The organism is Pseudomonas fluvialis (assembly GCF_002835605.1).
GTDB lineage: Bacteria > Pseudomonadota > Gammaproteobacteria > Pseudomonadales > Pseudomonadaceae > Aquipseudomonas > Aquipseudomonas fluvialis.
This window is the reverse complement of sequence record NZ_PIYS01000014.1, coordinates 151,711-175,297: the sequence shown is the minus strand read 5'-3', so window position 1 is coordinate 175,297 and position 23,587 is coordinate 151,711. Positions and strand designations below refer to the sequence as shown.

The window sequence follows — 23,587 nt, the reverse complement described above, 5'->3', positions numbered from 1 at the left end:
CCTGGCATCGGATTTTTTATGTCTCTGCAACAGCAACTGCTCGACTTAGGTGAACTGTTCAACTTCTCGGATCTGAGCACCTTCACCCAAAACATCCCGATCGAGTGGGTGGCATCCGCTCTGGACTTGTCCGCCCAGGCCACCATAAGGCGGCGGCGTCTGCCCAGCGATCAGGTGCTCTGGCTGGTGCTTGGCATGGCCTTGTTCCGTGACGAGCCGGTGCATGAGGTCGCACGACGCCTGAATATCTGTGCCCAGGGGCTGGCCTCTCACGACCTGCTGGCCCGAAGCGGTGTCACCGAGGCGCGTAAACGATTGGGTGCCGATCCGGTTGAGTGGCTGTTTCGTCAGACGGGTAACCAGTGGGGTTGCGAGCGCTATGAGGGCGATACCTGGCAGGGCCTGCAAGTATTGGCCGTGGATGGCGCACTCCTGCGCACCCCAGACACGCCTGAACTCCGAGAGCATTTCGGCTCCGGCAATACCTCCACCGAGCGCCAGACGCCGTTTCCCATGCTGCGACTGGTAGCCCTGATGAACGTGCGCTCGCACCTGATTCTGGATGCGCAGGTGAGTCCCTACCGGCGCAGTGAGATGCGCTTGGCCGATGAGTTTATGCAGCAGATTCCCAATCAGTCGGTGACGCTGTTCGATAAGGGCTTCTGGAGTGCCGACTTGCTGTTGCGCCTGGGCGCCGCAGGGGAAAGCCGGCACTGGCTGATTCCGGCCCGCCAAGGGCTGGTTGGCGAGGAAGTCGCTCGTTACGGCAAGGGCGATCGTTTGCTGCGCATGAAGGTGTCGGCACAGGCACGAAAGCGCAACCCCGACCTGCCGACGCACTGGGAGGTACGTGAAGTCAGCTACGCCGTGAAGGACAAGATCAAGACAGTGCTCACCTCGCTGCCTGCGGATACTTACAGCGCCAAGACCATCGCCAAGCTGTATCAGGAGCGCTGGGAGATCGAGCTGGGCTTCCGGGATATCAAAAGCTCTCTGCAGCAGAATGCGATGACCCTGCGCAGCAAGGTAACGGAGCTGGTCTACCAGGAGGTCTGGGGCTTGTTGTTGGCCTACAACATCATCCGCCGCGAAGCCGGTCAGGCAGCCGTCGCCTTCGGCCGCTCTCCGGGCGACATCCGCTTCAAACCAGTAGCTCAATACATCGCCGTGCAATTGATCGTGATGGCGGCGGCCAACCCGATTTCAGCAACAGGAACACGATTGTCGGAGCTGAGAGCAGGAATCGGTGGGCTGTTTCTGGATCACCGTCCAAGGCCATCAAGACCAAGGACGGTGAAGATCTCAAAGACCCGTTATCCAGTGGATCGAAAGGCTGCTCCGCTTAAGTGAACAGCATTACTGCACGTGCAGGGCTTTTTTGTAAATGGCGGAAGCGTAGAGATTCGAACTCTAGGACAGTTGCCCGTCGGCGGTTTTCAAGACCGCTGCCTTAAACCACTCGGCCACGCTTCCAATAGGTAGGTCGTTGCGACGCTGTCGCGAACTGGGCGCAATCCTACCGCAAACTTGTGGCGCGGCAAAGGCTTGACTGAGCGCGATATGCAACACATCGACAAACACTCGGCATTGGCCTGTCAGCAGGCTTTGCTATGATCGCTGCAACCCTTGCCGCCGGCCCCTGCCCGGCCGCCAGGCCTGAGCACTGACAAGGAGATGCCCACCATGCAAGAACGCGAATTTACTCTCGACCAGGCACTGGTCGAACAACAGGATGTCAGCCGTGTGCTGCGCAATACCTATGCCCTGCTGGCCATGACCCTGGCGTTCAGCGGCCTGGTGGCCTTCATCGCCCAGCAAATGCAGGTCGCCTATCCGAGCATCTTCGTGGTGCTGATCGGCTTCTACGGCCTGTTCTTCCTCACCGTCAAGCTGCGTGACTCGGCCTGGGGCCTGCTGTCCACCTTCGCCCTGACCGGCTTCATGGGCTACACCCTCGGCCCGATCCTCAACCGCTACCTGGGCATGGCCAACGGCGGCGAAGTGATCAGCGCGGCATTTGCCATGACTGCCCTGGTGTTCTGCGGTCTGTCGGCCTACGTACTGACCACCCGCAAGGACATGAGCTTCCTCTCCGGTTTCATCACCGCGGGCTTCTTTGTCCTGCTCGGTGCCGTGGTGGCCAGCTTCTTCTTCCAGATCAGCGGTCTGCAACTGGCCATCAGCGCCGGCTTCGTGCTGTTTTCCTCGGTGTGCATCCTCTACCAGACCAGCGCGATCATCCACGGCGGCGAGCGCAACTACATCATGGCCACCATCAGCCTGTATGTATCGATCTACAACCTGTTCGTCAGCCTGCTGCAACTGGTCGGCCTGGCCGGTGGCGACGACTGATCAGCCCACCGCTGGCAAAGCCCGCCCTGCCCTGCAGCGCGGGCTTTTTCATGCCTGTCTGGGTATGATTGCCAGCTGATTTCGCGGGAGCCACCATGCAGTTCGTGATAGCCCTTTTTGCTGCCAGCCACCAGCCCAGTGCCCGGCGTGCCCTGCGCTTTGCCGAGGCGGTTCTGGCCGGCGGCCACCAGATCAACCGGCTGTTTTTCTATCAGGATGCCGTGAGCATCGCCAGCAACAGCCAGGTGCAGGCCCAGGACGAATTTGACCTGCCGGCCGCCTGGCGCGAGTTCATCGAACGCCACCAGCTGGATGCCGTGGTGTGCATTGCCGCCGCGCTGCGCCGCGGTTTGCTGGACAGCCAGGAAGCCCAGCGCTATGGGCGCCCGGCCGCCACACTGGCATCCGGCTATAGCCTGTCCGGTTTGGGCCAGCTACACGAAGCGGCGCAGCAGGCCGACCGCCTGGTCTGTTTTGGAGGCGACTGATGGCCCGTTCCATGCTACTGATCAGCCGCCAGGCGCCCTGGGCTGGCCCCGCCGCACGCGAGGCGCTCGACCTGGCTCTGGCTGGCGGAGCGTTCGACCTGCCGCTGAGCCTGCTGTTTCTCGATGACGGCGTGCTGCAACTGACCAGCGGCCAACAGCCGCAGCAGCTTCAGCAAAAAGACCTTGGCGCCAACCTGCAGGCCTTGCCGCTGTTCGGCATCGAGCAGTTGTATGCCAGCCAGCGCAGCCTCACCGAACGCGGTCTACAACACGCTGAACTCGGCCTGCCGGTACAGCGACTGGATGATGAAGAGGTACGCCAGCTACTGGCGTACCATGACCTGCTGGTGACCCTGTGACGACCTTGCATATCCTCAGTACTTCGCCGTTTGCCGACCAGCGCCTGGCCAGTTGCCTGCGCCTGCTCAGCCCAGGTGACGGCCTGTTGCTGTGTGGCGATGCGGTATACGCCCTCAACCCCGACTGCGCGCCCCGCCAGGCCCTGGAGCTGATGCCGGAACAGATCGCCCTCTACGCGTTGCAGGAAGACCTCGATGCACGTGGCCTGCACGACTGGCCGGCACGTCTGCAGGTGGTCGACTACCCGGCCTTCGTGGCGCTGACCCTCGACTATGCGCGGAGCAACAGCTGGCTATGAGCATGCCGCCGCTGGATCAGGACGGTTACCTGTGCAATCTGGACGACTGGTCGTGCACCGTCGCCGAGCAACTGGCCGCCCGCGAAGACCTCCAACTCAGCGAGGCGCATTGGGAAATCCTCAATCTGCTGCGGGCCTTCTACGCCCAGTTTCAACTGTCGCCGGCCAACCGTGCGCTGGTGCGCTACGTGGCCCAGCAGCTGGGCCCGGACAAAGGCAACAGCCTGTATCTCAACCGCCTGTTCAAGGGCACGCCCGCCAAACTGGCCGCCAAGCTGGCCGGCCTGCCCAAACCGAGTAACTGCCTATGAAACCTGCCATGCCGGTGGAACATCCCTTCGCCCCCTTCGTGCGCATTCTCGGCAAGGGCAAGCAAGGCGCCCGCGACCTGACCCGCGAGGAAGCCCGTGAGGCGATGCACCTGCTGCTCAGCGGGCAGGCGCTGGACAGCCAGCTGGGCGCCTTTCTCATGCTGCTACGCCACAAGGAAGAAAGCCCGGCGGAACTCGCCGGCTTTACCGAAGCGGTGCGCGCCAGCCTGAACGTACCCGACCTGCAGGTGGACATCGACTGGCCCAGCTATGCCGGCAAGAAACGCCACCTGCCCTGGTACCTGCTGGCCGCCAAGGCCCTGGCGGCCGGTGGCGTGCGCCTGTTCATGCACGGTGGTGGCCTGCATACCGCCGGACGCCTGTACAGCGAACAGCTGCTGGAATTGCTGGAAATTCCCCTGTGCCATGACTGGCAGGCCGTGGCGCAGGCACTGGACAACCGCCAGCCGGCTTTCATGCCGCTGGGCGACTGGTGTGCACCGCTGCAGCAGATGATCGACTTGCGCAATATTCTCGGCCTGCGCTCGCCGATTCACTCGCTGGCCCGGTTGATCAACCCGCTGGGCGCACGCTGTGGCCTGCAAAGCATCTTTCATCCGGGTTACCAGGAGAGCCACCGCGAGGCCAGTCGTCTGCTCGGCGATTGTGCACTGGTAATCAAGGGCGAAGGCGGCGAGATTGAAGTGAACCCGGACAGCCCCTGCCAGCTGTTCGGCACCACCGACGGTCTGGCCTGGGATGAGCAGTGGCCGGCCATGGCCAGCCAGCGGCATGTCAAGCCCGCACACCTGGAGGTCAGCCAGTTAGTTAGTTTCTGGCGGGGTGAACAGCACAATGACTACGGCGAGCAAGCAGTGCTCGGCAGCATGGCGCTGGCCCTGCGTGGTCTCGGCATGCAACGTGAAGCGGCGCTGCAACGTGCCGCCGAGCTATGGCAGCAACGCCCGCGCTAACTCACGCAGCAAGGCGCCCCAGTAGTACCTTGCGGGGCGCCCAGACGGCTGAATAACCCAGCGCTGCCGGGTTTTCAGCCATCGGCACCTTCGAACCAGGCCAGCTTGTCGCGCAGGCTAACCACCTCACCGACGATCACCAGGGTAGGCGCCTTCACCGGCTGACCCTGCAAACGCTGCGGCAAGTCGGCCAATGTACCGCTATAGACGCGCTGCTCGGCCGTAGTGCCTTGCTGCACCAGCGCCACCGGCGTATCGGCGGCACGGCCATGGGCGATCAACTGGCTGCAAATCTGCTCCAGGGCCACCAACCCCATGTAGAACACCAGCGTCTGGCCGGGTGCGACCAGTTCTGCCCAGGGCAGGTCGCAATGCCCTTCCTTGAGGTGCCCGGTAACGAAACGCACCGATTGCGCATGATCACGGTGGGTCAGCGGAATACCGGCATAGGCCGCGCAGCCAGAAGCCGCGGTAATCCCCGGCACCACTTGGAAGGGAATACCCTGTGCCGCCAGCTCTTCGATTTCTTCACCACCCCGCCCGAAAATGAACGGGTCGCCGCCTTTCAGACGCAACACGCGCTTACCCTCGCGGGCCAGCTCGACCAGCAACTGGTTGATCTGCTGCTGCGGCAGGGTGTGATCGGAACGTTGCTTGCCGACATAGATACGCTCGGCATCGCGTCGGCATAGCTCGATGATCGGCGCTGCCACCAGGCGGTCGTAGAGCACCACGTCAGCCTGCTGCATCAGGCGCAGGGCACGGAAGGTCAGCAAGTCGGGGTCGCCCGGGCCGGCGCCCACCAGATAGACCTCACCGACCTGCTGCGCCGTGGCGCCGGCCACGCGTTCGGCCAGCAGGCGTTCCGCTTCTTGCTGCTTGCCGGCAAACACACTCTCGGCAATCGGCCCCTGGAACACATCTTCCCAGAACATGCGACGCTGCTGCACATCGGGGAACAGCGCCTTGACCTGCTGACGGAAACGCTTGGCCAGGCCGGCCAGCTGACCATAGGTCGAGGGAATCCAGGTTTCGATCTTGGCGCGGATCAGGCGTGCCAGCACCGGCGCATCGCCGCCGCTGGTCACCGCGACAATCAACGGCGAACGATCGACGATCGCCGGGAAAATCACGCTGCACAGCGCCGGGGCATCCACCACATTGACCGGGATGCCACGCGCCTGCGCCTGGGCGGAAATCCGCGCATTCAGCGGTTCGTCATCGGTCGCCGCAATGATCAGGCCGATATCCGCCAGGTCTTCGTCGGCGTAGCCGCGCAACAGCACCTGACCACCCTTCTCGGCGGCCAACTGTTGCAGCTCCTCACGCACCTCGGGTGCCACCACACGCAGGCAGGCACCCGCATCGGCGAGCAGACGCGCTTTGCGTAGCGCGACTTCGCCACCGCCGACCACCAAAACGGTGCGCCCGCGCAGATTGTGAAACAGCGGAAGGTAATCCATGACGACAGCCTCAGTTAACGAATTCGATACCGGCGAGCCACGCCGACGACGTACCTGCTACGGACTTGGCGGGCTGATGGCGCATGGCGCGCGTCATGCACAGCATTCCGCGAGCAACTCAGATCAACTCCACACCGCCCATGTAGGGCTTGAGCACCTCCGGCACGCGAATGCGCCCATCGGCCTGCTGATAGTTTTCCAGCACGGCAACCAGGGTGCGGCCCACGGCCAGTCCCGAGCCATTCAGGGTGTGCACCAGCTCCGGCTTGCCGGTTTCCGGGTTGCGGTAGCGCGCCTGCATGCGCCGCGCCTGGAAGTCGCCACAGTTGGAACAGGAGGAAATCTCCCGGTACTTGTCCTGGCTCGGCACCCAGACTTCCAGGTCGTAGGTCTTCACGGCGGAGAAACCCATGTCGCCGGTGCACAGGGCCAGTTTGCGGTACGGCAGTTCGAGCAGCTGCAGCACGCGCTCGGCGTTGCCGGTCATGCTCTCCAGCGCCTCGAAGGACTTGCTCGGCTCGACAATCTGCACCATCTCGACCTTGTCGAACTGGTGCTGGCGGATCATCCCGCGGGTGTCGCGACCGGAAGCGCCGGCCTCGCTGCGGAAGCACGGGGTGTGGGCGACGAACTTCAGCGGCAGCTGCTTGGCGTCGAGGATCTCGCCGGAAACGATGTTGGTCAGCGACACTTCGGCGGTCGGGATCAGGTAGAAGTCCGCCTCGCCTTCGCGGCTGATCTTGAACAGGTCTTCCTCGAACTTCGGCAGCTGGCCGGTGCCCTGCAGCGCCGGAGCCTGCACCAGGTAAGGCGTGTAGGCTTCTTCATAGCCATGCTCGCCGGTGTGCAGGTTGATCATGAACTGCGCGAGGGCGCGGTGCAGGCGGGCAATGGGGCCGCGCAGCAGGGCGAAACGCGCGCCGGAGAGCTTGGCGGCGGTCTCGAAGTCCAGCCAGCCATGCTGCTCGCCGAGGGCGACGTGATCCTTGATCGCGAAGTCGAAGCTGCGCGGATTACCCCAGCGCGCCACCTCGACGTTGCCGTCTTCGTCGGCACCGACCGGCACCGATTCGTGCGGCAGGTTGGGGATGTTCAGCAGCAGGTTGTCCAGCTCGGCCTGGATGGTTTCCAGCTCGCGCTTGGCAGATTCCAGGTCACTGCCCATCTGGTCGACTTCGGCGAGCAACGGGGCGATATCTTCGCCACGCGCCTTGGCCTGACCAATGGCCTTGGAGCGAGTATTGCGCTCGGCCTGCAGTTGTTCGGTGCGGGTCTGCACGGTCTTGCGCTGCGCCTCGAGCGCTTCGAAACGCGCGACGTCGAGCTGGAAGCCACGGGTGGCCAGGCGTGCGGCCACATCAGAGAGCTGCGAACGTACGAGTTTGGAATCGAGCATGGTTGGCTATCTCAAAACAGGTCAATCAGATAAATGCGCGCCAGGCGCCATGCCCGGCAGTTTACGGAGTCTGCCGGCGCAAGCCAGCGTTTTTCCTCAGCAGCGTGCCAGGCACATGCCCAGCCAGGCGGCCAGCAAGCCCCCCGCCACACTGCCCAGCAAATAGCCGGCAGCCACTGCGTACTGGCCGCCCTCGGCCAGCTTGAGCAACTCCAGGCTGAAGCTGGAAAACGTCGTCAGGCCACCCAACACCCCGGCCAGCAGGCCCGTGCGCAAAGGCAGTGGCAGGTCGCTACGCAGGACAAACAGGGTGGCCAGAAAACCGATGGCAAAACAGCCGAGCAGATTGACCCCCAGGGTCGCCAGGTAATAGTGACGCGGCCAGTTCGCCACCACCCAGGCACTGACCAGGAAGCGCAGGCTGGAACCCAACGCGCCACCCGCCGCGACCGCCAGCAGAACCTTGATCACGGTTTTCTCCTTTGTCGCACACTTGCCGCATCCAGCGCAGCCAGGTGGGCCAATTTGTCGCGGATCTTCACTTCCAATCCGCGCGGCACAGGTGCGTAGTAACGACGCGGTGCCATCGTTTCGGGGAAATAATCCTCACCCGCGGCATAGGCGTCCGGCTCGTCATGCGCGTAGCGGTATTCCTCGCCGTAACCCAGTTGCCGCATCAGCTTGGTGGGGGCGTTACGCAGGTGCAGCGGCACTTCCAGCGAGCCCAAGTCGGCAGCATCGCGCATCGCTGCCTTGAAGGCCATGTACACGGCATTGCTCTTTGGCGCACAGGCCAGGTAGACAATCGCCTGCGCCACCGCCAACTCGCCCTCGGGGCTGCCCAGGCGCTCCTGCACATCCCAAGCATTCAGGCACAGGGTCAGCGCACGCGGATCGGCATTACCGATGTCCTCGCTGGCCATACGCACCACACGCCGCGCCAGGTACAGCGGATCGCAGCCGCCATCGAGCATGCGCGCGTACCAATACAACGCCGCATCGGGATTGGAGCCACGCACCGACTTGTGCAACGCGGAAATCTGGTCGTAGAAGGCCTCGCCACCCTTGTCGAAGCGTCGCCGGCCATCGCCCAGCAGGCCCTGCAACAGCGCCGGGTCGATTTCCCCACCGTCCTCCAGCAGGTCGGCGGCATTTTCCAAAAGGTTGAGCAGGCGACGGCCATCGCCATCGGCCGCGCTGATCAACAACTGCGCAGCCGCATCGCCCAGGCGCAAATGGCGATCGCCCAGCCCGCGCGACTCGCTGAGTGCACGCTGCAATAGCTGCTGCATCGCGGCCTCATCCAGGCTCTGCAACACATAGACCCGCGCCCGCGAGAGCAAGGCATTGTTCAACTCGAACGAAGGGTTTTCCGTGGTCGCGCCGATGAACAGCACGGTGCCGTCTTCCACGTAGGGCAGAAAGGCATCCTGCTGGCTCTTGTTGAAACGATGTACTTCGTCGACGAAGAGGATGGTGCGCCGCCCCATGGCCGCCTGCTGGCGAGCCACTTCAACGGCCTGGCGGATTTCCTTGACCCCGGCCAGCACCGCCGAGAGCGTTTCGAAGTGCGCATCACTGACCTGCGCAAGCAGGCGCGCCAGGGTAGTCTTGCCCACCCCGGGCGGCCCCCAGAAGATCATCGAGTGCAGCGCGCCGTGTTCCAGCGCTTCGCGCAGCGGCTTGCCCGGCGCCAGCAGGTGCTGCTGGCCGACATATTCATCCAGGCAGCTGGCGCGCATGCGCGCAGCCAGGGGCTGTGGCGGCGCGGCCGGGGCAAACAGCTGCATGGCTTACTGCTGGATCACATCGACCCCGGCCGGGATCTCGAAGGTGAAACGCTCGGCAGCCAGCGGCTGATTCAGCTGCACGCCCATGAACAGGATATTGGTGCGCTGCCCTACGCTGTCGATCAGCTGCATGTCGTTGATCAGCCCACCGCGAAACGACAGGCGCAGCGTGTCGAACAGCGTATCGCGGGCTTTCGGACGCAGGATGAAGTCCACCACATCGCCGGCTTCCTTGAACTCGATGGTGAAGTTCTCACCAATCTTCGACACATCGCCGGACAGCAGCAGCGCCGGGGTATGGGTCAGGCGCTGATCGAGCTGCTGAATGGTTACCTGCTCCAGATCCGGGTCATACAGCCAGACCTGCTGGCCGTTGCTGACCAGCAACTGCTCCAGCGGCGCATCGGTGTGCCAACGGAACAGCCCGGGGCGCTTGAGCTCCATCTGCCCGGTGGCCTCCTGCAGGTGGGTGCCCGAGGCGTCCAGGGTCAGCTGGGAAAAGCGCCCGCTGAGGGTTTCTGCCTTGCCAAGCAGATCGCTGAGACGGGCAGTCGCCGCATCGGCATAAGCCTGGCCGGCAAACAGCCAGGTCAGGGCAACAACAGCAGTCAGGATCAGGCGCATGGGCTTCCTCGTCAGCACATCAGTCACGCATCGACGCGGGTGCCAGCACCTCGCGCGAGCCGTTGGTATTCATAGAGCTGACCACGCCGGCCATTTCCATGGCCTCGATCATGCGTGCCGCCCGGTTGTAGCCGATCTTCAGCTTGCGCTGCACGGCCGAAATGGACGCGCGGCGGCTTTCCAGAACGAATGCCACCGCCTCGTCATACAGCGGATCTTCCTCGCTGCCTTCGCTGCCCTCGCCACTGCCGGCCTCAAAGCCGCTGCCAGCCTCTTCGACTCCGGCGAGGATGTCCTCGATATAGTCCGGTGCACCGCGCAGCTTCCAGGCCTCCACCACGCGATGCACCTCGTCGTCGGAGACGAAGGCACCGTGTACGCGGATCGGCAGGCCGGTGCCCGGCGGCAGGTAAAGCATGTCGCCGTGGCCAAGCAGCTGTTCGGCACCGCCCTGGTCGAGGATGGTTCGTGAGTCGATCTTGCTCGACACCTGGAACGCCATGCGCGTGGGGATGTTGGCCTTGATCAGGCCGGTGATCACATCCACCGACGGGCGCTGGGTGGCGAGGATCAGGTGGATACCGGCGGCACGTGCCTTCTGGGCGATGCGCGCGATCAGCTCTTCGACCTTCTTGCCGACGATCATCATCATGTCGGCGAATTCATCCACCACCACCACGATGGTCGGCAAGGTCTTCAGGTAAGGCGGCTCGTCATCCATCGACTCGCGCTTGTACAGCGGGTCATGCAGCGGCTGGCCGGCCTCCTGGGCATCCTTGACCTTGCGGTTGAAGCCGGCCAGGTTACGCACGCCCATCGCTGCCATCAGCTTGTAGCGCCGTTCCATCTCGGCCACCGACCAGCGCAGGGCGTTGGCGGCCTCCTTCATGTCGGTCACCACCGGACACAACAGGTGGGGAATGCCCTCGTAGATGGACAGTTCAAGCATCTTCGGGTCGATCATGATCAGCCGCGCCTCTTCCGGCGTGGACTTGAAGAGGATCGACAGGATCATCGCATTGACCCCCACCGACTTACCGGAGCCGGTGGTACCGGCCACCAGCAGGTGCGGCATACGCGCCAGGTCGGCAATCACCGGACGCCCGCCGATATCGTGACCCAGCGCCAGGGTCACCGGCGACTTGGCGTCGTCGTATTCGCTGGACTCCAGCACCTCGGAGAAGCGGACGATCTGCCGGTCCTCGTTGGGAATCTCGATGCCCACCGTGGTTTTGCCGGGAATCACCTCAACCACGCGCACACTGATCACCGCCAGCGAACGCGCCAAATCCTTGGCCAGGTTGGAAATGCGGCTGACCTTGACGCCCACGCCCGGCTGGATCTCGAAGCGGGTGATCACCGGCCCCGGATGCACCGACTCGACCACCACCTCGACGCCGAACTCCTTGAGCTTGATCTCCAGCAGGCGCGACATGGCCTCCAGCGACTCAGGCGAGAAGCTCTTTTGCTTTTTCTCGGCACGATCGAGGATGGAAATCGGCGGCAGGGTACCTTCGACGGCGCTGTCGACAAACAGCGGGGCCTGTTTTTCCTTGAGCACACGCTTGCTCGGCGCCGCCGGCTTGCTTTCCACGGGCGGGGCAATCACCACCGGTGCGCGGCTTTCCTGGCTGTGCATGTGCTTGGTCAGGGCTTCCTCGCGTTCCAGCAGGCGTTCCTTGACCCGAGCCTGCTCACGCTTGTCGCTGAGTACCGGCGCGGCCACCTCGGCGACTACCGAGTCCAGCTCACGCAACTGGGCCTGCTGCGCCTTGCGTTCCAGACGCGCCTCCCACCAGCGGGTAATCAGGCTGTGTACCAGCTCGATCAGGTCGAGGGTGATTTTGCCGGTCAGGTCCATCAGGCGAAACCAGGAGAAATCGGCAAACACGGTCAAGCCGAACAGGAACACCGCGAGGAACAGCAACGTACTGCCCTGCACATTGAGCATCTGGATGCCCAGCTGGCCAATGCTTTCCCCCAGCGCCCCGCCCGCCGAAGCCGGCAATTCACTGTTGCTCTGAAAATGGATATAGGCCAGCGCCGAGCCGGAAATCACCAGCAGCACCAGGCCAATGCCCCGCCAGGAAATCAGCCAGCCACTCCATTGAAACGGCTGGTGGCGCTGGCGAAATACCTGCCAGGCCTTGATCCCCAGCAGCAGCGGAAAGAGAAAGGCAAAATAGCCCAGCGCCATGAACAGGATGCTGGAAATCCACGCACCGATGGCTCCACCGGCATTCTGGATCTGCGCCACACGCACATTATGATCCCAGCCCGGATCATTGATGCTGTAGGTCATCAAGGTCATCAAGAGGAACAGGCACAAGGCGACGAAGGCGATCAAGGCGCCCTCCTTGAGCCGGTAGTGCAACTGTTGCCGCCATTGCGGCAGCGCCTGGGTTTTCGGGGTGCTCTTCAAAACGCAACGATTCCTTGGGTGCGCAGGGACGCCTGAAACACAATACCTGGCCGGCATTGTACGGGTTTGCCGGACGCTTGCCATGCGCTGCCGTTCGACCAGCAGCGCCACGCGCAGTTCCAGACAAGCTCCCGCAGCTCGGCCGCTTCGGTGTAGCATACCCGACAGTTTTTCGCGCGGCGCGCGATACGCGCACGCTTTTCCTTTTGCGACAAAGACTTATGAGGTTTTTCTATGAGCGAAGTCAAGCATTCACGTCTGATCATCCTGGGCTCCGGCCCCGCGGGCTACACCGCTGCCGTGTATGCTGCGCGCGCCAACCTCAAGCCGCTGGTGATCACCGGCATTCAGCCCGGCGGCCAGCTGACCACCACCACCGAAGTCGATAACTGGCCTGGTGATGTCGAAGGCCTGACCGGTCCGGCGCTGATGGAACGCATGCAAAAGCACGCCGAGCGCTTCGATACCGAGATCCTCTTCGATCACATCCATACCGCCGAACTGGGCAGCAAGCCGTTCCTGCTCAAGGGTGACAGCGGCAGCTATAGCTGCGACGCGCTGATCATCGCCACCGGCGCCAGCGCTCAGTACCTGGGCCTGCCTTCCGAAGAAGCCTTCATGGGCAAGGGCGTATCCGCTTGCGCTACCTGCGATGGATTCTTCTACCGCAACCAGGTGGTCTGCGTGGTCGGCGGCGGCAACACAGCCGTCGAAGAAGCGCTCTACCTGGCCAACATCGCCAAGGAAGTGCACCTGATCCACCGTCGCGACAAGCTGCGCTGCGAGAAAATCCTCCAGGACAAGCTGCTTGAGCGCGCCGCCAACGGCAATGTACGCCTGCACTGGAACACCACCCTCGATGAGGTGCTGGGTGATGCCAGCGGGGTGACCGGGGTACGCTTGAAAAGCACCCAGGACAACAGCCTCAGCGAGCTGGCCCTGGCCGGCGTGTTCATCGCCATCGGCCACAAACCCAATACCGATCTGTTCAAGGGCCAACTGGAGATGAACGACGGTTACCTGCTGATCCAGGGCGGCAATCAGGGCAACGCCACCGCCACCAGTATCGAAGGCGTGTTTGCCGCCGGCGACGTGGCTGACCAGGTCTATCGCCAGGCGATCACTTCCGCCGGAACCGGCTGCATGGCCGCACTGGATGCCGAAAAGTACCTCGACGATCACTGATCAGTGCCGACCCTGACCTGGCTCGATCGCGAGTCACTGCACTTCCCTCCCCTGTCGCAGGCCTGGCGCGAGCCCAACGGCCTGCTGGCAGCGGGTGGTGATCTCTCGGTGGAACGGCTGATTGCCGCCTACCGGCACGGCTGCTTTCCCTGGTACCAGCAGGGCCAACCGCTCCTCTGGTGGTCGCCCGACCCGCGCTGCGTGCTGCTCCCCCAGCATCTGCACGTTTCGCGCAGCCTGGCCAAGCTGCTCCGCCAACAGCGTTTCCGCGTGACCTTCGACCAGGACTTCGCCGCCGTACTCAGCGCTTGCGCGGGGCCACGGCGCGACGCCGACGGCACCTGGATTACCGAGCACATGCAGGCCGCCTACCTGCAACTGCACCAGCGCGGCATTGCCCACTCCGTGGAAGTGCGCCTGGACGACCAACTGGTCGGCGGCCTGTATGGCCTGGCCATGGGACAGCTGTTCTTCGGCGAATCGATGTTCAGCCACTGCACCAACGCGTCCAAGATTGCCTTTGTCCATCTGGTGCAGCGCCTTGCCGCGGGCGGTTGCCAGCTGATCGACTGTCAGATGAGCACGGCACACCTGCACAGCCTCGGCGCCGAAGAAATTTCCCGGCAGCGCTTCGCCCAGTACCTGCAGGATTGTCTCGATCAGCCGGATTGCTGGCAGGCCACGCCGACAAACAACAGTCACTGACATACACTGAACACAGGCCCTCGCAGGCCACCTGACCCACCGGCCACCCGCCATGTACGAGGCGCGCATGACCGAGCTGAGCGAACTGAAGTTCTACGCCACCCAGCCACACCCCTGCAGCTACCTGCCGGAGCAACAGGCCACTACGCTTTTCCTTGACCCCAGCCTGCCAATGTCTGCCGAACTCTATGCGGCGCTCTCCGAGCGAGGTTTCCGGCGCAGCGGCGATCACCTGTATCGCCCTCACTGCCAACACTGCCAGGCTTGCGTGGCGGCACGTATCCCGGCCGCCCAGTTTCGCGCCAACCGCAGCCAGCGGAGAATCCTGCAACGCAATCGCGACCTGCAGGTACAAGCAGCACTCCCCATCTTCAGCGAGGAGTATTACCGCCTGTATGCGCGCTACATCGACAGCCGACACGCCGACGGTGACATGTACCCCCCAAGCCCCGAGCAGTTCCATAGTTTCCTGGTTCGCAACCTGGATTTCCTGCGTTTTTATGAGTTTCGCCTGCAAGGCGAGTTACTGGCCCTAGCCGTGACCGACGTCCTGCCCAACGGCCTCTCAGCGGTCTATACCTTTTTCGACCCCGACCAGGCAGCACGCAGCCTGGGACGCTTTGCCATTCTCTGGCAGATCGAAGAGTGCCGCCGCCTGGGCCTGGAAGCCCTGTACCTAGGCTACTGGATCAAGAACTGCCGCAAGATGAATTACAAGAGCGAATACCGCCCGCTGCAATTGCTGATTCGCCAGCAATGGCTGCAAGCCAACTGATGCCCCTTGGCGTCCTACCCTTATTTCGTGCACAATGCACGCCGTTTTTGCCTGTCGCGCCATGCGCCAGGCCACTCATTGGTTACCGAGGGCTTTACTGCATGTCGAAAGAAGACAGCTTCGAAATGGAAGGCACTGTCGTCGACACCCTGCCCAACACCATGTTCCGCGTGGAGTTGGAAAACGGGCACGTCGTTACCGCGCATATCTCCGGAAAGATGCGCAAGAACTACATCCGCATTCTGACTGGCGACAAGGTCCGCGTGGAGCTGACGCCCTATGACCTGAGCAAGGGCCGCATTACCTACCGCGCCCGCTGATCTCAGGCAGTCAACAAAACGCCCGGTCAAGCCGGGCGTTTTGCGTTGCGTACAACAACCTCAGGCTGGCTGTGGCAGCGTGCTTTCGATATGAAAGGCCAGGCTCTCGCCCTCCAGCTCGACCCTCACCAACCCGCCGCCTTCTGCCAACTCACCAAACAGGATCTCCTCGGCCAAGGGCCGCTTGATCTTGTCCTGGATCAGTCGTGCCATCGGCCGTGCCCCCATCTGCGGGTCATAACCGTGTTCGGCCAGCCAGTCACGCGCCGCTTCGCTGACATCCAGCTGCACATGCTTATCCTCAAGCTGCGCCTGCAGCTCCACCAGGAACTTGTCGACGATGTTCTTGATGACCTGGTGGCTCAGGCGACCAAACTGGATGATTGCATCCAAGCGGTTGCGAAACTCTGGAGTGAACCCCTTCTTGATCACCTCCATGGCATCCGAGGAGTGATCCTGTTGGGTAAAGCCCATGGAAGCACGTGCAGCGGTTTCTGCCCCGGCATTGGTGGTCATCACCAGAATCACGTTGCGGAAGTCGGCCTTACGCCCGTTGTTATCGGTCAAGGTGCCGTGATCCATTACCTGCAGCAACAGGTTGAAGACCTCGGGATGCGCCTTCTCGATCTCATCGAGCAGCAATACACAATGCGGCTGTTTGCTGATTGCCTCGGTAAGCAAGCCCCCCTGATCGAAGCCAACGTAGCCAGGCGGCGCACCAATCAACCGCGACACCGTATGCCGCTCCATGTATTCAGACATGTCGAAGCGCAGCAACTCCACACCCAGTGACTTGGCTAGCTGCCGCGCCACCTCGGTCTTGCCCACCCCGGTGGGGCCGGCGAACAGGAAAGAACCCACCGGCTTGTCAGGCGACTTGAGCCCAGCCCGCGACAACTTGATGGCGGTAGCCAGCGAGTCGATCGCCTCGTCCTGACCAAACACCGTCAGGCGCAAGTCACGCTCCAGATTGCGCAGCAACTCCTTGTCCGAGCTGCTGACATGCTTCGGCGGAATTCGCGCGATCTTCGCCACGATATCCTCGACCTGAGCGACATCGATGCACTTGGCTCGCTTGTCTTCCGGCTGCAGGCGCTGATAGGCGCCCGCCTCGTCAATCACGTCGATCGCCTTGTCCGGCATATGCCGGTCATTGATATAGCGCGCCGCCAGCTCAGCCGCCGCACGCAGGGCTTCGTCGCTGTACTGGATATGGTGATGCTCCTCGAAACGCGCCTTCAGGCCACGCAGGATGCCGACCGTATCCTCGACCGACGGCTCAACCACATCGACCTTCTGGAAGCGCCGCGCCAAGGCACGATCCTTCTCGAAAATCCCACGAAACTCCTGAAAGGTCGTCGAACCAATGCAGCGAATCTCCCCCGAGGAGAGCAGCGGCTTGAGCAGATTGGAGGCATCCATGACGCCCCCGGACGCGGCACCAGCACCAATGATGGTGTGGATCTCGTCGATGAACAGGATGGCCTGTGGGCGCTTGCGCAACTCGTTGAGCAAGGCCTTGAAGCGCTTCTCGAAGTCACCACGGTACTTGGTGCCCGCCAACAAAGCGCCGAGATCAAGGGAATAGACCACGCTGTCAGTCAGCAAGTCCGGCACCTGACCATCGACAATGCGCTTGGCCAGGCCTTCGGCGATGGCCGTCTTACCCACACCGGCCTCTCCCACCAGCAATGGGTTGTTCTTACGCCGACGCGCCAGGATCTGCGCTACGCGCTCCACTTCAGGCTCACGGCCAACCAACGGATCAATCCGCCCCTGACGCGCTTGCTCATTGAGGTTGGACGCATAGGCTTCCAGCGGATTACTGGCGCTGACCACCTCACCGCCCTCTTCATCCTGGCTTTCCTGTTCGGCATCCGGCTGCTCATGAGGCCCCTGCACCTTGGAAATGCCATGAGCAATGAAATTGACCACATCGATACGCGCCACGTTCTGCTGCTTGAGCAGAAATACCGCCTGGCTCTCCTGCTCGCTGAAGATGGCCACCAGCACATTGGCGCCGGTCACCTCCCGCTTGCCCGAACTCTGTACATGAAACACCGCGCGCTGCAGCACGCGCTGGAAACCCAAGGTGGGCTGCGTTTCGCGCTCTTCATCCTGCGTGGGAATCAACGGCGTCGTGGAGTCGATGAACTCCTGCAACTCACGACGCAGGCGCTCCAGATTGACCCCACAGGCACGCAGTACGTGCATCGCGGCATCATTGTCGAGCAACGCCAGGAGCAAATGCTCGACCGTCATGAATTCATGGCGCTTGGCACGCGCCGCCTTGAAAGCGAGATTGAGGGTGACTTCCAGCTCACGATTCAACATAACTTCACCTCATCGTCCCGACCCAAGCCTGCTCGACCATCAGCTCAGCCTGACCACAGGCCGCTGCTAGCCGTCTTTCTCTATTTCACAGAGTAGCGGATGCTGGCATTCGCGCGCGTACTGATTCACTAGCATGGCCTTGGTTTCTGCCACATCGCGGGTAAACAGTCCGCATACCGCCCGCCCTTCGGTATGCACTGCCAGCATGATGCGCGTTGCCGCCTCACGCTGCAGGCCAAAAAATGTTTCGAGAACTTCCACGACAAAATCCATTGGCGTGTAGTCATCGTTGAGCATGACCACCTTGTACATGGGGGGCGCTTGCAGGCTCGGCCGAGCCTCCTCCAGCAACAGGTCGTCGGCGTCATGCTCAGCCGGCTGTTGCGGCCCCTGCGCGCGCAATGGGCGAAATTGAAAGGTTGTACTCATTTCGAGAAAACCACCTGCGAATGGCCGTCAGGTTTGCGCGCCTGCGCACAGGCACAGCATAGCGCCTTGACTAACGTCAAAAGAATGATAAAAACAGTGCATACCCGTGACCGGGTAGTGCAGGGTTCGATCCAGGCACAGCGTGACCACGCCAGATCGGATTCAGGGTGGATGATACCCCAGCCATGGGGTCCTTTGCAGAGGGATGACAGCATGCTCAGTGGTAAGGTCAAGTGGTTCAACAACGCCAAAGGCTATGGCTTCGTCCTCGCCGAAGGTCGCGATGAGGACCTGTTCGCACACTATTCCGCCATCGAGATGGACGGATACAAGACCCTCAAGGCCGGACAGCCGGTTCAGTTCGAAATCATTCAGGGCCCCAAGGGCCTGCATGCGGTCAATATCCGCGCCGTTACCAGCAGCGGCGAAGCACAGACCACAGCACCTTTGCGCCATACCGCCGAAGCCTGAAATAACGCATAAACAACAAGGCCGCTGAAATCAGCGGCCTTGTTGTTTACCAGCAAGCGAATTACATGTGCGCGATGGTCGCATCACCGAATTCGGAGCAGGACAGCAGCTTGGCATCTTCCATCAGACGCTCGAAGTCGTAGGTCACGGTCTTGGCCGCGATGGCGCCTTCGGTGCCCTTGATGATCAGATCAGCCGCTTCGGTCCAGCCCATGTGACGCAGCATCATCTCGGCAGAAAGAATCAGCGAACCCGGGTTGACCTTGTCGAGACCGGCATACTTCGGCGCAGTACCATGAGTAGCCTCGAACATGGCTACGGTATCCGAGAGGTTGGCACCCGGAGCAATACCGATACCACCGACTTCAGCCGCCAGGGCGTCGGACAGGTAGTCACCATTGAGGTTCAGGGTGGCGATCACGTCGTACTCGGCCGGACGCAGCAGGATCTGCTGCAGCATGGCGTCAGCAATCGCGTCTTTAACCACAATATTCTTGCCGGTATTGGGGTTCTTGAACTGCATCCACGGGCCGCCATCCAGCAGCTCGGCACCAAACTCGTCGCGCGCCACCTCGTAGCCCCACTCTTTGAAGGCACCTTCGGTGAACTTCATGATGTTGCCCTTGTGCACGATAGTCACCGAGCTGCGGTTGTTATCTACCGCATACTGCAGTGCCTTGCGCATCAGGCGCTTGGTGCCCTCGAGGGAAACCGGCTTGATGCCGATACCGCAATTCTCGGTGAAGCGAATTTTCTTGACGCCCATTTCCTCGGTGAGGAACTTGATGACCTTCTCGGCCTCAGGGCTGCCAGCCTTCCACTCGACACCCGCGTAGATATCTTCGGAGTTCTCGCGGAAGATCACCATGTCGACATCGCCCGGCTTCTTGACCGGGCTGGGCACGCCAGTGAACCAGCGCACCGGACGCTGGCAGACATACAGGTCAAGCTCCTGACGCAGCGCGACGTTCAGCGAACGGATACCACCCCCTACCGGCGTGGTCAGCGGGCCCTTGATCGACACCACGTAGTCGCGCACGGCTTCGAGGGTTTCCTTGGGCAGCCAGGTGTCCTGATCATAGACCTGGGTGGCTTTCTCGCCAGCATAGACTTCCATCCAGGCGATCTTGCGCTGGCCCGCGTAGGCCTTCTCAACGGCGGCATCGACCACCTTGATCATCACCGGACTGATGTCGACACCGATACCGTCACCCTCGATGTAGGGAATGATCGGATTGTTCGGTACGTTCAAGGACATGTCGGCATTGACGGTGATTTTGTCACCGACTGCAGGCACCTGGATCTTTTGGTATCCCATGCTGGACTCCGTTGTTTTCTGGTCTGACATACCTTCATGCGGATGGCATGAAGGCTGAATTTATGGGTCTCGGAAAGGCACTGCATTCTTGTAGTTTTTCTACAGAAAGTCACGCACTTTTACGCGCCAACGCCCACCTCCCTACTGCTCGCCTGCGTGAAAAACGGGCCTTGCAAGGTTTTGTAGTCAAACTACAGAGAACCTACAAAAACCTATCAATACACGCCGACTTTTTTGCTTTTGGTCATCGTCGCCCGGCAACAGCCTGAAGATAATGAAAAGCAAAATCCTGCTGACGATGACCACGCCTCCTCCAGAATAGTTGCAAAATTCATCGCCGCACGTCCCTCGCCCGATACATCACACTGGGCGCCCAGTTCGGGAGATATCCATGCGCTTTACCCCTCACGTCACCGTTGCCACCATCGTTGAAAACGACGGCCTGTTCCTTATGGTCGAAGAGCAGGCCAACCAGCGTATCGTTCTAAACCAACCTGCCGGGCATTTGGAAGCCGACGAAGGTCTGATCCAGGCAGCCATCCGCGAAACCCTGGAGGAAACCGGCTGGGAAGTCGAACCCTTTGCCGTAGTGGGCATTTATCTGTACACCGCACCCAGCAATGGCGTGACCTATCAACGCGTCTGTTTTGCCGCCAAACCCCGCAGACACCATCCGGAACGCCAACTGGACGACGGCATTGTCGGGCCGTGCTGGATGACCCGCGAACAACTACTTGGCGAAGCGGAGCGTTGGCGTAGCGAACTGGTACTGCGCTGCATCGATGACTACCTCAGCGGGCATCGTCATCCGCTCAGTCTGATCCGCTGAGCGCACGCGGCTGGCAACCCGGCGCCCCCCTTCTGTTAGAATCGGCGCCTTTGATCCAAGCGTGCTCTTGCCATGTCCGTACCAGCCAATACCCGAGTCATCGTCGGCATGTCCGGCGGCGTCGACTCCTCCGTCTCGGCCCTGCTCCTGCTGGAACAGGGCTATCAGGTCGAAGGCCTGTTCATGAAGAACTGGGAGGAAGACGACGGCACCGAATACTGCACCGCCATGGATGACCTGGCCGACGCCCAGGCCGTATGCGAGCGGATCGGTATCAAACTGCATACCGCCAACTTTGCCGCCGAATACTGGGACAACGTGTTCGAGCATTTTCTCGCCGAATACAGGGCCGGGCGGACACCAAACCCGGACATCCTGTGCAACCGCGAGATCAAGTTCAAAGCCTTCCTCGACTATGCCCTGAGCCTCGGCGCTGACTTGATCGCCACCGGCCACTACGTGCGGCGCCGCGACGTCGACGGGCGCAGTGAACTACTCAAAGGCCTCGACCCGAACAAGGACCAGAGTTACTTCCTGCACGCAGTGGGCGGCGAACAGATCGGCCGCACGCTATTCCCGGTAGGCGAACTGGAAAAGCCCCAGGTACGCGCCATCGCCGAGAAGTACCAACTGGCCACCGCCAAGAAGAAGGACTCCACCGGCATCTGCTTCATCGGCGAGCGACGCTTCAGCGACTTCCTCAAGCAATACCTGCCCGCCCAGCCGGGCGACATCGAAACCACCGACGGCCAGGTCATCGGCCGCCACCACGGTTTGATGTACCACACCATCGGCCAGCGCCAGGGGCTGGGCATCGGCGGCATGAAGAACGCCAGCGATGAGCCCTGGTACGTGCTGCACAAGGACCTGACGCGCAATGTGCTGGTCGTCGGCCAGGGTAACGAGCATCCCTGGCTGTATTCGCCGGCGCTGACTGCCTCGCAGATCTATTGGATCAACCCGCTGCACCTGAACGAGCCACGCCGCCTGACTGCCAAGGTGCGCTACCGCCAGGCCGACCAGGCCTGCACACTGCAGCAGAGCGCAGAGGGTTACCGGGTAGTCTTTGATCAGCCACAGCGTGCCGTAACACCCGGCCAGTCGGTGGTGTTCTACGACGGCGAGCTGTGCCTGGGCGGCGGCGTCATCGAACAGGCCGAACCTTTGCCTGGCTCGGGGCGCCCGGCATGAATCGTCTTGACGAACAACTGCTCGCGCTGGGCGGGGTGTTTACTGCCGCCGCACTGGCCGATCGCATTGCGCGCACCGGCCAGGCACCGGAAGCACAACTCAGCTGCCTGCTAGGCAGCCTACTGGTACGCGACCCGCAAAACACCCTGGAAGTCTTTGGCGGTGACGACCTCAACCTGCGCGAAGGCTACAAAGCCCTGGCTGGCGCTTTGGAGCGCAACAGCAGCAGCCTGCAACGTGAACCGCTGCGCTACGCCCTGGCCCTGCTGATGCTGGAGCGCCAACTGGCCAAGCGTGACGACCTGCTGCAGATCATTGGCCAGCGCCTGCAACAGATCGAACAACAGGTGGGACACTTCGGGCTGACCCATGCCAATGTGATCGCCGCATGCGGCGGTCTATATCAGGACACCATCAGCACCTTCCGCCAGCGGATCCAGGTACACGGTGATATGCGCTTCCTGCAGCAACCGGACAATGCCGCACGCATTCGCGCTTTGTTACTGGCCGGCATTCGCTGCGCCCGACTGTGGCGACAGCTCGGCGGCCATCGCTGGCAACTGGTGTTCAGTCGCCAGAAACTGCTGCAGGCAATCTACCCACGGCTGCGCGACCAGGCATGAAGGAAACCACCACACGCAGCGTCCGCCCCTTGCATGGCGCGGCGCTGCTGACCCTGTCGGCACTGCTGTTTGCTCTGATGGGCGTATTGATCCGCGAAGCCTCCAGCAGCGTGAACAACGAGTCGGTGGTGTTCTTCCGCAATCTGATTGGCGTCCTGTTCTTTCTGCCCCTGCTGCTTTTCAAGGGGCTTGCCCCTCTGCGCACCACACGCCTGAAGTCGCATCTGTGGCGCACCACCTACGGCCTGGCGGCGATGTACTGCTTCTTCTATGCAATCGCCCACCTCCCCCTGGCTGACGCCATGCTGTTCACCTACTCAGCCCCCCTGTTTACCCCACTGATTGCCTGGTGGTGGCTGAAGGAACCCCTCAATGCGCGCATGCTGCTGGCCAGCCTGATCGGCCTGGCCGGCGTGCTACTGGTCGCCAAGCCATCCGGCGCCCTACTGCAAGGCCAGGCACTGGTCGGCCTGGCAGCCAGCATTCTGGCCGCCTTTGCCTTCGTCTCGATCCGTGAAATGAGCGACACCGAACCGGCTTTTCGCATGGTGTTTTACTTCGCTCTGTTCAGCACCCTGCTCTCCGCGATTCCCATGACCTGGGCCTGGCAGCCCCTGCAGGCCCAGCAACTATGGCTGCTGCTAGGCGTTGGCCTGTTGGCGACGGTCAGCCAGATCATCATGTCCAAGGCCTATTCGCTGGCCCCTCCCGGACGCATCGGCCCCTTTGCCTATCTGGCGATTGTTTTCGCCGGGCTGATCGCCTGGTGGCGCTGGGGCGAAACGCCGGACAGCAGTTCGCTGCTCGGTGCCGCACTGATTTTCACTGCCAGCCTGCTAAGCCTCTGGCGGAGCCGCACCACCCGCTAAGCTCGCCACCTCGAGTTTCAGGTATAATGCGCGCCCTTTTCGCCGACCCACTGCCGAGAA

General features: G+C 62.0%; 26 protein-coding genes and 1 tRNA gene. 17 read left to right on the top strand and 10 right to left on the bottom strand.

All coding sequences use genetic code 11. The features are described 5' to 3' along the window. Window positions 1-18 precede the first annotated feature (18 nt). A complete protein-coding gene (locus CW360_RS08630) occupies window positions 19-1,350 on the top strand; it encodes an IS4 family transposase (RefSeq protein ID WP_170307333.1) in 1,332 nt (443 codons plus the stop codon). Between the two features lie 35 nt (window positions 1,351-1,385). Here CW360_RS08630 and CW360_RS08625 read toward each other — a convergent pair. Then, a tRNA-Ser gene (locus CW360_RS08625) sits at window positions 1,386-1,473 on the bottom strand. A 210-nt stretch (window positions 1,474-1,683) separates the two neighbouring features. Between CW360_RS08625 and CW360_RS08620 the strand changes: the two genes are divergently transcribed. The 6 genes from CW360_RS08620 to CW360_RS08595 all read left to right on the top strand — a co-directional run bounded on the left by CW360_RS08620 (window position 1,684) and on the right by CW360_RS08595 (window position 4,783). Continuing rightward, on the top strand, window positions 1,684-2,352 hold the full coding sequence (locus tag CW360_RS08620; protein ID WP_101193406.1) for a Bax inhibitor-1/YccA family protein: 669 nt from the start codon (window positions 1,684-1,686) through the stop codon (window positions 2,350-2,352). 95 nt (window positions 2,353-2,447) lie between these two features. Further along, window positions 2,448-2,840: a sulfurtransferase complex subunit TusD gene (gene tusD, locus CW360_RS08615; protein ID WP_101193405.1), complete on the top strand. Its 393-nt coding sequence runs from the start codon at window positions 2,448-2,450 to the stop codon at window positions 2,838-2,840. Further along, window positions 2,840-3,199 carry a sulfurtransferase complex subunit TusC gene (gene tusC / locus CW360_RS08610; RefSeq protein ID WP_101193404.1) on the top strand — a complete coding sequence of 120 codons (360 nt, stop codon included), beginning with the start codon at window positions 2,840-2,842 and terminating at the stop codon, window positions 3,197-3,199. The genes tusD and tusC overlap by 1 nt, the downstream gene beginning before the upstream one ends. Further along, window positions 3,196-3,498 carry a sulfurtransferase complex subunit TusB gene (gene tusB, locus CW360_RS08605; RefSeq protein WP_093986593.1) on the top strand — a complete coding sequence of 101 codons (303 nt, stop codon included), beginning with the start codon at window positions 3,196-3,198 and terminating at the stop codon, window positions 3,496-3,498. The genes tusC and tusB overlap by 4 nt, the downstream gene beginning before the upstream one ends. Next, the gene (locus CW360_RS08600) at window positions 3,495-3,809 is read left to right on the top strand and encodes a TusE/DsrC/DsvC family sulfur relay protein (protein WP_093986592.1); all 315 of its coding nucleotides are present in this window, start codon (window positions 3,495-3,497) and stop codon (window positions 3,807-3,809) included. Before tusB ends, CW360_RS08600 begins: the two co-directional genes overlap by 4 nt. Then, a complete protein-coding gene (locus CW360_RS08595; protein ID WP_101193403.1) occupies window positions 3,806-4,783 on the top strand; it encodes a glycosyl transferase family protein in 978 nt (325 codons plus the stop codon). The genes CW360_RS08600 and CW360_RS08595 overlap by 4 nt, the downstream gene beginning before the upstream one ends. 74 nt (window positions 4,784-4,857) lie before the next feature. Here CW360_RS08595 and cysG read toward each other — a convergent pair whose 3' ends face one another. The 6 genes from cysG to CW360_RS08565 all read right to left on the bottom strand — a co-directional run bounded on the left by cysG (window position 4,858) and on the right by CW360_RS08565 (window position 12,478). Continuing rightward, window positions 4,858-6,246 (bottom strand): siroheme synthase CysG, encoded by a 1,389-nt coding sequence (cysG, locus tag CW360_RS08590; RefSeq protein ID WP_101193402.1) that lies wholly within the window; start codon window positions 6,244-6,246, stop codon window positions 4,858-4,860. A gap of 118 nt (window positions 6,247-6,364) precedes the next feature. Then, window positions 6,365-7,642 (bottom strand): serine--tRNA ligase, encoded by a 1,278-nt coding sequence (serS, locus tag CW360_RS08585; protein WP_101193401.1) that lies wholly within the window; start codon window positions 7,640-7,642, stop codon window positions 6,365-6,367. A 96-nt stretch (window positions 7,643-7,738) separates the two neighbouring features. Further along, a complete protein-coding gene (gene crcB / locus CW360_RS08580; protein WP_101193400.1) occupies window positions 7,739-8,113 on the bottom strand; it encodes a fluoride efflux transporter CrcB in 375 nt (124 codons plus the stop codon). Then, window positions 8,110-9,432, bottom strand: coding sequence for a replication-associated recombination protein A (locus CW360_RS08575; protein WP_101193399.1), 1,323 nt, complete (start codon window positions 9,430-9,432; stop codon window positions 8,110-8,112). Before CW360_RS08575 ends, crcB begins: the two co-directional genes overlap by 4 nt. A gap of 3 nt (window positions 9,433-9,435) precedes the next feature. Beyond that, window positions 9,436-10,056, bottom strand: a complete 621-nt coding sequence (gene lolA, locus CW360_RS08570; RefSeq protein ID WP_101193398.1) for an outer membrane lipoprotein periplasmic chaperone LolA — start codon at window positions 10,054-10,056, stop codon at window positions 9,436-9,438. 19 nt (window positions 10,057-10,075) lie between these two features. Further along, window positions 10,076-12,478 (bottom strand): DNA translocase FtsK, encoded by a 2,403-nt coding sequence (locus CW360_RS08565; RefSeq protein WP_268237299.1) that lies wholly within the window; start codon window positions 12,476-12,478, stop codon window positions 10,076-10,078. Window positions 12,479-12,712: 234 nt separating this feature from the next. Between CW360_RS08565 and trxB the strand changes: the two genes are divergently transcribed. From trxB to infA, 4 genes are all read left to right on the top strand, one after another. Further along, window positions 12,713-13,663 (top strand): thioredoxin-disulfide reductase, encoded by a 951-nt coding sequence (trxB, locus tag CW360_RS08560; protein WP_101193397.1) that lies wholly within the window; start codon window positions 12,713-12,715, stop codon window positions 13,661-13,663. A 3-nt stretch (window positions 13,664-13,666) separates the two neighbouring features. Then, window positions 13,667-14,368, top strand: coding sequence for a leucyl/phenylalanyl-tRNA--protein transferase (gene aat / locus CW360_RS08555; RefSeq protein WP_101193396.1), 702 nt, complete (start codon window positions 13,667-13,669; stop codon window positions 14,366-14,368). A gap of 67 nt (window positions 14,369-14,435) precedes the next feature. Continuing rightward, window positions 14,436-15,143 carry an arginyltransferase gene (locus CW360_RS08550; RefSeq protein WP_093986653.1) on the top strand — a complete coding sequence of 236 codons (708 nt, stop codon included), beginning with the start codon at window positions 14,436-14,438 and terminating at the stop codon, window positions 15,141-15,143. A 101-nt stretch (window positions 15,144-15,244) separates the two neighbouring features. Continuing rightward, the gene (gene infA, locus CW360_RS08545) at window positions 15,245-15,463 is read left to right on the top strand and encodes a translation initiation factor IF-1 (RefSeq protein WP_002553999.1); all 219 of its coding nucleotides are present in this window, start codon (window positions 15,245-15,247) and stop codon (window positions 15,461-15,463) included. Window positions 15,464-15,523: 60 nt separating this feature from the next. On the opposite strand, the gene clpA is transcribed toward infA, so the two are convergent. Next, window positions 15,524-17,797: an ATP-dependent Clp protease ATP-binding subunit ClpA gene (gene clpA, locus CW360_RS08540; RefSeq protein WP_101193395.1), complete on the bottom strand. Its 2,274-nt coding sequence runs from the start codon at window positions 17,795-17,797 to the stop codon at window positions 15,524-15,526. Window positions 17,798-17,863: 66 nt separating this feature from the next. Continuing rightward, entirely contained in the window at window positions 17,864-18,226 is a 363-nt protein-coding gene (clpS, locus tag CW360_RS08535) for an ATP-dependent Clp protease adapter ClpS (protein ID WP_093986582.1), read from the bottom strand. 213 nt (window positions 18,227-18,439) lie between these two features. On the opposite strand from clpS, the gene cspD reads away from it, so the two are divergent. Then, window positions 18,440-18,697 (top strand): cold shock domain-containing protein CspD, encoded by a 258-nt coding sequence (cspD, locus tag CW360_RS08530; RefSeq protein WP_093986581.1) that lies wholly within the window; start codon window positions 18,440-18,442, stop codon window positions 18,695-18,697. Window positions 18,698-18,758: 61 nt separating this feature from the next. On the opposite strand, the gene icd is transcribed toward cspD, so the two are convergent. Then, window positions 18,759-20,015 (bottom strand): NADP-dependent isocitrate dehydrogenase, encoded by a 1,257-nt coding sequence (icd, locus tag CW360_RS08525; protein ID WP_093986580.1) that lies wholly within the window; start codon window positions 20,013-20,015, stop codon window positions 18,759-18,761. 47 nt (window positions 20,016-20,062) lie between these two features. Between icd and CW360_RS16775 the strand changes: the two genes are divergently transcribed. The 5 genes from CW360_RS16775 (at window position 20,063) to CW360_RS08505 (ending at window position 23,527) form a co-directional block, all read left to right on the top strand. Next, a complete protein-coding gene (locus CW360_RS16775; RefSeq protein WP_157825268.1) occupies window positions 20,063-20,284 on the top strand; it encodes a hypothetical protein in 222 nt (73 codons plus the stop codon). A 122-nt stretch (window positions 20,285-20,406) separates the two neighbouring features. Further along, window positions 20,407-20,844: an NUDIX hydrolase gene (locus CW360_RS08520; protein ID WP_093986579.1), complete on the top strand. Its 438-nt coding sequence runs from the start codon at window positions 20,407-20,409 to the stop codon at window positions 20,842-20,844. A gap of 72 nt (window positions 20,845-20,916) precedes the next feature. Further along, entirely contained in the window at window positions 20,917-22,035 is a 1,119-nt protein-coding gene (gene mnmA, locus CW360_RS08515; RefSeq protein WP_101193394.1) for a tRNA 2-thiouridine(34) synthase MnmA, read from the top strand. Then, window positions 22,032-22,658, top strand: coding sequence for a high frequency lysogenization protein HflD (gene hflD, locus CW360_RS08510; protein WP_093986577.1), 627 nt, complete (start codon window positions 22,032-22,034; stop codon window positions 22,656-22,658). The genes mnmA and hflD overlap by 4 nt, the downstream gene beginning before the upstream one ends. Beyond that, window positions 22,655-23,527, top strand: coding sequence for a DMT family transporter (locus CW360_RS08505; protein ID WP_101193393.1), 873 nt, complete (start codon window positions 22,655-22,657; stop codon window positions 23,525-23,527). The genes hflD and CW360_RS08505 overlap by 4 nt, the downstream gene beginning before the upstream one ends. Window positions 23,528-23,587: the final 60 nt, after the last annotated feature.